The sequence below is a fragment of the Mycobacterium sp. E3298 genome, from assembly GCF_001666895.1.
GTDB lineage: Bacteria > Actinomycetota > Actinomycetes > Mycobacteriales > Mycobacteriaceae > Mycobacterium.
Genome location: NZ_LZJB01000033.1, coordinates 1 through 976 on the forward strand (window position 1 = coordinate 1; position 976 = coordinate 976).

Consider the following 976-nt stretch of genomic DNA (forward strand, 5'->3'; position numbering starts at 1 on the left):
TCGGCCGGCGCCCCCGGCGGACCTGCCCCCGGCGCCCCCGGCCGACGCGCCGGTGGACACCGACTTCCACGGTTTCGTCCCGGCCAACATGCCGCAGGACGTTTCCTCGGCCGGCTACACCAAGCAGCTGTGGGACGCCATCCGGGCTCAGGACATCCAGGGCAACGACGCGCTCGACGCGATCGCCCAGCCGGCCCCGGCCACCTGAGTCCCGCCCGTAAGACTGCCCGGCACGCCTCGGACGTTTTTCGCTTCGGGGCGTGCCGGCACTCCAATCGCTACGGCGTTAGGCCGAGCCCACCCATTCTTCGGTCCCATCGTCGAAGAACTGGTGCTTCCATACCGGTAGCCGCGCCTTGATCTCGTCGACCAGCTGCGCACAGGTGGCGAACGCCGCGTGACGGTGGTCCGCCGCCACCGCCGCCACCAGCGCCGCCTCCCCGATGCGCAGCACCCCGATCCGGTGGCTGGCCGCGACCGCGCGCACCCCGGTCGACTGGTCCGCGACGTCGGAGACCACCTTGGCCAACACCTCTTCGGCCGACGGATGCGCGGAGTACTCCAGCCGCACCACCCGCCGTCCGCCGTCGTGGTCGCGAATCATGCCGACGAAGCCGACGACAGCCCCCGCCGACTGATGGGCCACGAGCTCTTCGTGCTCGGCCAGGAAGATCGGGTGATCGGTCATGGCCGCACGGACGACCAGCGTCATCGCTGGTGGTCTCCGCCGGCGAGTTGATCGAGCGCGTGATCGAGCACGTCGTCGAGCACGCCCAGGCCGTCCCGCACGCCACCGGGCGAACCGGGCAGGTTGACGATCAGGGTCCGTCCCGCCACACCGCACACCCCTCGGGACAACACCGACGTGGGCACCTTCGGCAGGCCCGACCGGCGGATCGCGTCGGGCGGCACCGGTATCTCGCCCAGCGACGGCACGCCCGACCAGACCGTCGCCGTGCTGGACTACATGATCCCG

At 71.2% G+C, this 976-nt stretch carries 1 protein-coding gene and 3 pseudogenes; 2 read left to right on the forward strand and 2 right to left on the reverse strand.

The genetic code is table 11. The features are described 5' to 3' along the window. A pseudogene (locus A9X05_RS01475) lies at window positions 1–208 on the forward strand (resuscitation-promoting factor RpfA); the annotation flags it as partial. Window positions 209–286: 78 nt separating this feature from the next. Here A9X05_RS01475 and A9X05_RS01480 read toward each other — a convergent pair. Continuing rightward, window positions 287–712: a molybdenum cofactor biosynthesis protein MoaE gene (locus A9X05_RS01480; RefSeq protein WP_067754920.1), complete on the reverse strand. Its 426-nt coding sequence runs from the start codon at window positions 710–712 to the stop codon at window positions 287–289. Continuing rightward, a pseudogene (locus tag A9X05_RS01485) lies at window positions 709–903 on the reverse strand (molybdenum cofactor biosynthesis protein B); the annotation flags it as partial. The pseudogene A9X05_RS01485 and the gene A9X05_RS01480, both read right to left, overlap by 4 nt. On the opposite strand from A9X05_RS01485, the pseudogene A9X05_RS29120 reads away from it, so the two are divergent. Next, window positions 896–976 (forward strand): annotated as a pseudogene (locus tag A9X05_RS29120) (MogA/MoaB family molybdenum cofactor biosynthesis protein); the annotation flags it as partial. The pseudogenes A9X05_RS01485 and A9X05_RS29120 overlap by 8 nt on opposite strands.